Genomic DNA, 7,039 nt, shown 5'->3' with positions numbered 1-7,039 from the left:
TTTTACCTTCAGCCTCCCAACGTCGGATCGTAGCTGGGGTACGGCGTACCAATTTAGCAAATTGTCCAATCTTATATGTGCTCATAATAAATGTATATTAACACATTTATCTATTTTTTCAAAACTGTTAATTGCTCTACCTTTTTCCGTGATGAGCAGACTTTTAACTCCACTTCCATCGAGGCAGTTAAAGCCGTGTTGCCTCATGCAGACAAAGCCGTTTTTCATAAAGGCATGATCGAAAAGACCTGTCGTGAGGTTAAAGATCTTAAGTTTGTCTTTGTCTCTTTAGACATGGACCTAAAACAACCAATGGCTACAGCTTTAGAGTTCTTCTACGAGCGTACTTTACCTGGTGGTTACCTTTTCTTACACGACTACAACCACGCCTCCATCAAAGGCGTTAAAGAGGTAATCTCAGAGTTTGAGGCCAAGCATGGTCGTCTTAATAAGCTGCCATTATCCGATGAGGGCGGTTCCATCATTATCGTGCGCTAATTGGATGGCTCATCATTATTTTGCGCTAATTGGATGGCTCATCATTATTTTTCGCAAATAGGCTAGCTATCAAGACAGAACTTGCTTTAAAGATACACATTTAAAAGAAAATGGGCTGAGGCAGTAAGGTAGTATTACTTTGCTGCCTCTGCCTTTTTTGATTGGCGTTAAAGCTAGGCTGTATGTGTTTTATAGTAAACGACATAAATAATTAGGTAATAATCAAACTTAGCACTACATTCATGATAAGCTACCATTAGGTATAGCCTAAGATGGTCTTTTAACATGAAAGTACGAATATTTAAAACTGATATTGAGCAGCTAAAAGAAGCAGGCTCAAGCTTTGTTCGGCAAAATGCTGAGACGAAGATGATCTACAGAGCCACAATCGTCAACATGTACCTTAACGGTATTTCCACCAAGTCCTTATCAGAGGCTTGTGGTGAGAGTCCAGCAACAATTAATCTTTGGGTTAAGCTTGCTGATGAACAAGGATTTCAAGCCCTAAAACTATCAGCTCCGCCTGGCCGACCAAGTCGACTTAGCGAAACTCAGCTCGATGCGCTCCGTGATGCCTTGCTTTCTCCGCCAGAAACGCATAATTATGCCCTTTGGGATGGAATAAGCGTTGCTGACTACATCAATAAGCAGTTTAATATTAGCCTTAGTACTAGACAGTGCCAACGTCTTATAAAAGAAAAGTTAAACTTATCGCTCACTAGACCTAAGGCACAGCCGTCAAAAGGCAAATCTAAAAGTGAAGCGATGGACTAACATAGTGCATAGTGCTGGTGAATCACACGCCGTGAGGTGAGCACAAGCGATACTTTGAGTCTTTATATACTCTAAAGAGAAAGTTATCTGGCTACTTTGAGTAGTTCACAGAGCTAAATAATAAGTTCAAAACCTTGTGTTCTTTCACATGCTTTAGTTTCTAATTATGTCGTCTAAATTAGTTTAATGATAAAGATGCTGTGCGGGCGATGTTGTAGCTTAGTTTTTCTAATAGCTCTTCGGCGTTAGACATGGCCTCGTCTAAGGTCATGGGGCCGGTGCATAAAGAATAGATAGCGTTAATGCCGTGCTCGTAAAGGGCCTCTGCATTTGCACCGATAGAGCCGCACAGGGCAATTACTGGAACCTTATGCTCTTTGGCAAGCTTAGCTACGCCAAGCGGGGCTTTACCTTGCAGGCTTTGGCCATCGATACGACCCTCGCCAACGATAACGAGAGAGCTATCCTTGATCTTCTCTTCAAGTTTAAGGATGCGCATAACAATATCAATGCCGCGCTCTAAAGTGCCGTGGGCAAACCAGAGTAAGGCAGCCCCCATGCCACCTGCAGCGCCCGCACCTGCAACAGTATCTACACTGCGCTTATAGTGAGCATTCATTAGATCGGCAAAGGATTGCATAGCCTCATCGAGAGTAGCTAGATTTTGCACCTTGATCCCTTTTTGCGGTCCAAAAGTATAAGTTGCGCCATTGCTGCCAGTAAGTGGATTTGTTACATCACAGGTGCCAAAAATCTCCACGTCTTTTAATGCAGCGTCTAAATCAGTCGTGTCTACACGGGCAATCTTGCTAAGCATAGAGCCGCATAGTGGCTCAGTAATGAGCTGGTCATGCGAGTCATAAAACTTTGCGCCTAGTGCCTGAGCAAAGCCTGCACCGGCATCATTTGTAGCACTGCCACCAAGCCCAATCTTAATCGTGCGGCACTTTAAGCTTAAGATATGTCCAATGAGCTGACCAAGACCATAGGTAGTGGCTTTTTCGCCCTCACGTGGATGGTTTAAGTTAAGCTCAATACCACTACATTGGGCCATTTCTACAATAGCCTCACCTTGTTGCTCGTTATATAAGAAGCTTGCTTTTACCTGTCCTTGGTATGGGCCAAGTACAGTGTGATGGTGCTTAACAAAGCCTTGTTCTTGCAGTACACCATACAGGCTATCAATAAGTCCCTCACCGCCATCTGAGATAGGGCAGCACAGAATCTCGCTATCGTGCAGAGCCTTCTTAAACCCTGTTGCAACAGCTTCGCAGGCATTATGGGCAGTGCAGCTGCCTTTGAATGAATCAAGCGCCACAACGACTTTCATATTAATCCCCTGAGCAAGATATGAGCGACGGACAGTGTGATTGCATATTGATGTAGCGCATAAAGCTTTGAGCCTTACAACTTGCGCTTTGAACCTTGGTCTTTGAGCTTTGCACTATGCTATTGAGCTTTGCGCTTAGCACTATGCTGTTGAGCACGCGATTAGTGTTGGTACTTGAGCTCTGCTGTATTACTTTTCGCCAAAGAGCGAGTCCACGATTGAATCTGGCAAGTTCACTGAGGTGAAGTTTTGATCGGTATTTGGATCAATAGGCGTAAAGAGTACTTTGTCTTTGGCAAAGACTAAAAGTGCATGCCAGTCTTGTGCAATACGCGGCCAAGTACTTAAATCAGCATCTTTCATTGCCTGCAGCAAAATGCTTGGGTGCTCTTGAATACGAGGATCGACAAGCTTGCTGGCGATTAGTTTTGGCAGATCATATTCCCACCATTGAGACTCGAGTAAGTCAGCAATGATTTCATCAGCAAAGCGATTTTTAACGTGCTCACCACGCGCATTGATAATCGCATAAGGAGGCACATCCTTAGTTACCACAGCACCCGCGCCAATTACTGCGCCAGTGCCAATCGTAACGTCGTTAGGAATCATCACATGGCCACCAACCCACACATCATGCTCAATCTTAACGTGGTTAGTTTGCTCACCATGGCGTGCTTCGAGCCACTCAGGCCTATAGTCGATATCACCTGAGAATGGTAGAAACATTGATTGTGAGTAGAAGCATGGTGAGGTAAAGGATGCTTTGTAATTGTGAAAGCCCATGCCGATATCTAAAGCATGACCTAACGAGCAGTAGCGACCAATTTCAGTATTGATAACTGTTGAGTGGTGATGAATATATGAGTAGGCATCCATCTTCACTTTGAAGATAGAGCAATTGAAGTACACCACATTGGGCTTATTGAAGTAGCAATTACGGGCGACTTCTACATTTTCACCCAAGAACAAATGCTTATCGGTAAGCTTGTCTCTAGTCTGCTCATCAAGCTCAGTCACGGTTTCAATTGCTATAGATTCCATTAAGATCCCTTTCTACCTTTGCAATATAAGAGAGCGTCGGTGCACTAAAACGTTTTGACTAACACTCTAAACAAAGACAAAAGCTGTGTACAGCTCTAGAAATAAAAAGCATGGAGCGCATTGTAGAACATAAGTTTGCAGATGCGTAAAGCACGCTTCTCATAGCCAACAGCACTTATCTTATTAAGAACAGAGCATTGCTCATAGCCAACAGCACTTATCTTATTATGAGCAGAGCACTGCTCATAGCTAGCAGCTCGCTGATGATCGTGAGCTGAGCCTTATCTCTTGCCAAAAATTTGTTTGTGCATATCAGCAGGCAAATTGACAGAAGAGAAGTTCTGATCGGTTTGTGGGTCAATATCGATAAGCGCACTCTTATCTGCAGAGAAAACTAACAGGGCACGCCACTTTTGTTCAATGCGTAGCCACGAAGAAGTATCTTGTGAGCGCATGAGCTCAATGATGCCTTGAGGGCTTTCTTGGAAGCTTGGATCGATCATCTTTTTAGAGATCATGCGTGGCAGATCGTAATCCCACCAATTAAGCTCTAAGAGGTCTGCAATGATCTCATCAGAAAAGCGGTTTTTTACATGATCTCCACGATGATCGATGATGGCATATGGTGGCACGTCTTTTTTGATGACCGCGCCTGTACCGACCACAGCTCCATGACCAATGCTGACATCAGCAGGGATGCGTACATGAGATCCAATCCAGACATCATGTCCAATATGCACTTGTGAGCTCATGATGTAATTGCGCTCATCTAGCCACTGCGGCATGTAGTCAATTGGGCCTGAGAAGCGTAAAAAGCCTGATTGACTGTTGCATACATTAGATGATGAGAATGCTTTGTAGTTGTGAAAAGGCATGCCGATATTGCAATTAGATCCAATACAGCAGTAGCGGCCTATAGAGCTGTTTTGCACATCAGAGCTGTAGTTGATGTATGAGTAGCTATCCATCTTAATACGGTATAGATAGCAGCTACCGTATACCAAGGTAGGCTCATTGAAATAGCAATTACTTGAGACTATGGTTTGGTTATGGATATTGATATTAGCTTTTGCAAGCTTTAAGTACTCGCTTTTGTTTAGCAAGCAAGGACGTGCAAGTTCTAATTTGACGTGATCCATAATCTCTCCATGTTTCAAAGACAAAGCATTTGCGCAAGATCATACACATGAGTGCACGCTTATCCTAGTGTGTAGCTTTATTCTTGTGCACTAAAACGTAATGCTAAGAGCGAAGCTGCAGATGGATGTGCAAAGAGTTTATTGATGCAGCTAGTTAAGCTTGGTCGTAAATCAATCCTCATGGCTATCTATAAGCAACAGACAATGAACATAGGCAAAGCATACTTTCAATAGCCTGAGCCTTACTTGAATCTGTGCTCCCAAAGGCTTGAGTTAATACTCTAAAGAGGGGTGTTATAGCGTCATCTTGTCATACAAGCTAAGCGCTTTTGTATGGCTGTAGGCATATCGTGTTGAGTGAAAACAGACACATTTTTATATATGCCAGCGCTATAAGCTAATGTAGCGATTGATATGAGAGTAATGGCCTATGATGGGAGTATTGTTGCTTTAGTACTGCTGCTCTTGCAGCAAGTTAATTTGATATCTAAGCACTTTTATCGCATTGGCGTGATGATGTTTGTTGTGTGCTGATTAGATAGATAAGAGACTGCGGCAGTGAGAAAAAATGTGCCTTGAGAGCTCTTATGCAGGGGGCTGACAAGCTAATAGTGGGCCTAAAATTAGTTGAGCTTGTCATTGTGTGATCTGCAACTAAGTTTTACATGCATCTGATACAGCCTTAATCAAGACTATATAGACTAAAAGCACTTCACAGTTTTATCCGTTTTTTGAGTGTTTTGCTTAGATTTTGGCAAAAAATTGGCATTTTCACTGAAAATTTGCTCATTTTTGCAAAATCTTACGTTTGCTTGATGCTTTGTCTTTTGCTTGGCCGAGATGGTTGTATGTACCCATAGGAACATAAAACTCTCATGCCAAATTTTTACTGTGTGTGGACATGAGCATGCCAATTAAATTGGCCATCAAGAAAACGTAATAAGTTTTCTGAGCAAGCCTCATAGTATTTTGGTTGCTATTTATGAAGTTTACTAAGTCCGTTTTAGCCGCAGCTTTAATGACTGCATCTGTTTTTTCCGTTAGTGCAGCTGTCAATGCTGCTTATGCAGCTGATGTTCAGGATAAGGTGATCGTAGCTCACCGTGGTGCCTCAGCCTACCTGCCAGAGCACACCTTAGAGTCAAAGGCTTTAGCCTACACCATGGGTGTTAAGTATATAGAGCAAGATCTGGCTATGACTAAGGATGATCGCTTAGTTGTAGTTCACGATCACTTCCTCGATCGTGTTACCGATGTAGCCGAGAAGTTCCCAAATCGTGCCCGTAAAGATGGTCGCTACTACGTAATTGACTTCACTTTAGATGAGATCAAGACCTTAAACTTCACTGAAGGCTTTGAGATTAAGGATGGCAAGCGCGTTCAGGGCTATCCTAACCGTTTCCCAATGTTCACCTCCGTATTTAAGATTCACACCTTAGAAGAGGAAATTGAGTTCATTCAGGGCCTCAATAAGACCATGGGTCGTGATATCGGTCTGTACGTAGAGACCAAGGCCCCTTGGTTCCACAAGCAAGAGGGTAAGGACATCTCTAAGGCTACCTTAGAAGTGCTCAAGAAGTACGGCTACACCACTAAGGATAGCAATGTAATCTTCCAGACCTTCGACTACCCAGATCTCAAGTACGTTGTTGACACCCTCATGCCTAAGATGGGCATGAAGCTCAAGACCGTAATGCTCCTTGGCTATAACGATTGGAATGAGACTTACGAGCTTAAGGATGGCAAGTGGGTTCCATTTGATTTTAACTACTTACTTGATCCTAAGAACTTCCCTGAGGTTTCTAAGTACGCCACTGGCTTAGGCCCAACCTACGCTATGCTCTTTGATTTAGAGAAGACCAAGAAGGGCAATATCGTAGTTAACGATTTTGTAAAGAACGCTCACTTAAACGGCATGATGGTTCACCCATATACCGTACGTGCTGATGCTCTGCCTGAGTACGCAAGCAACGTAGATGAGCTCTTCAAGGCTATCTTAATTGACGCTGATGCTGATGGTGTCTTCACTGACTTCCCAGATTTAGGCGTTGCTTTCTTAGAAAAGCAAGCTAAGAAGTAATTAAGCCTTACTAAGCCATACAACTTAAAGCTGTGCCTACTCACCACAGCAAGAGGCCGCGTCATCTCCTGCAGTTTCAATCTAACAGGACGATAGGCGCGGCCTTTTTCATTAATACTTGTCTACCATCTAGCCCATCAATCCCTTGCTAAGCCAATCAACTTAGAGCTTATCCGC

6 protein-coding genes are annotated in these 7,039 nt (G+C 43.2%); 3 read left to right on the top strand and 3 right to left on the bottom strand.

All coding sequences use genetic code 11. The features are described from left to right. Positions 1–90 precede the first annotated feature (90 nt). Together RDO37_RS09505 and RDO37_RS09500 are read left to right on the top strand one after the other, a co-directional pair. Positions 91–498 carry a TylF/MycF/NovP-related O-methyltransferase gene (locus tag RDO37_RS09505; RefSeq protein ID WP_308498910.1) on the top strand — a complete coding sequence of 136 codons (408 nt, stop codon included), beginning with the start codon at positions 91–93 and terminating at the stop codon, positions 496–498. Positions 499–783: 285 nt separating this feature from the next. Then, complete coding sequence (locus RDO37_RS09500) at positions 784–1,272, top strand: helix-turn-helix domain-containing protein (RefSeq protein ID WP_308498909.1); 489 nt, start codon at positions 784–786, stop codon at positions 1,270–1,272. A 178-nt stretch (positions 1,273–1,450) separates the two neighbouring features. Here RDO37_RS09500 and RDO37_RS09495 read toward each other — a convergent pair whose 3' ends face one another. The 3 genes from RDO37_RS09495 to RDO37_RS09485 all read right to left on the bottom strand — a co-directional run bounded on the left by RDO37_RS09495 (position 1,451) and on the right by RDO37_RS09485 (position 4,782). Next, positions 1,451–2,602 carry a glycerate kinase gene (locus RDO37_RS09495; RefSeq protein WP_308498908.1) on the bottom strand — a complete coding sequence of 384 codons (1,152 nt, stop codon included), beginning with the start codon at positions 2,600–2,602 and terminating at the stop codon, positions 1,451–1,453. A gap of 189 nt (positions 2,603–2,791) precedes the next feature. Continuing rightward, on the bottom strand, positions 2,792–3,643 hold the full coding sequence (locus tag RDO37_RS09490; RefSeq protein ID WP_308498907.1) for a CatB-related O-acetyltransferase: 852 nt from the start codon (positions 3,641–3,643) through the stop codon (positions 2,792–2,794). A gap of 281 nt (positions 3,644–3,924) precedes the next feature. Then, on the bottom strand, positions 3,925–4,782 hold the full coding sequence (locus tag RDO37_RS09485; protein WP_027940501.1) for a CatB-related O-acetyltransferase: 858 nt from the start codon (positions 4,780–4,782) through the stop codon (positions 3,925–3,927). Between the two features lie 982 nt (positions 4,783–5,764). On the opposite strand from RDO37_RS09485, the gene glpQ reads away from it, so the two are divergent. Then, positions 5,765–6,862 carry a glycerophosphodiester phosphodiesterase gene (gene glpQ / locus RDO37_RS09480; protein WP_027940500.1) on the top strand — a complete coding sequence of 366 codons (1,098 nt, stop codon included), beginning with the start codon at positions 5,765–5,767 and terminating at the stop codon, positions 6,860–6,862. The last annotated feature ends 177 nt before the right edge of the window (positions 6,863–7,039 follow it).

It is taken from the genome of uncultured Anaerobiospirillum sp., from assembly GCF_902485895.1.
GTDB classification, from domain to species: domain Bacteria; phylum Pseudomonadota; class Gammaproteobacteria; order Enterobacterales; family Succinivibrionaceae; genus Anaerobiospirillum; species Anaerobiospirillum succiniciproducens.
The sequence above is the reverse complement of the archived record's forward strand: the minus strand, read 5'-3'. Positions and strand labels throughout refer to the sequence as shown.

Bases quoted from the DNA above. Each gene is read 5' to 3' on its own strand.
- RDO37_RS09505 (WP_308498910.1), top strand. From the start codon at position 91: ATGTATATTAACACATTTATCTATTTTTTCAAAACTGTTAATTGCTCT.
- RDO37_RS09500 (WP_308498909.1), top strand. From the start codon at position 784: ATGAAAGTACGAATATTTAAAACTGATATTGAGCAGCTAAAAGAAGCA.
- RDO37_RS09495 (WP_308498908.1), bottom strand. From the start codon at position 2,602: ATGAAAGTCGTTGTGGCGCTTGATTCATTCAAAGGCAGCTGCACTGCC.
- RDO37_RS09490 (WP_308498907.1), bottom strand. From the start codon at position 3,643: ATGGAATCTATAGCAATTGAAACCGTGACTGAGCTTGATGAGCAGACT.
- RDO37_RS09485 (WP_027940501.1), bottom strand. From the start codon at position 4,782: ATGGATCACGTCAAATTAGAACTTGCACGTCCTTGCTTGCTAAACAAA.
- glpQ (WP_027940500.1), top strand. From the start codon at position 5,765: ATGAAGTTTACTAAGTCCGTTTTAGCCGCAGCTTTAATGACTGCATCT.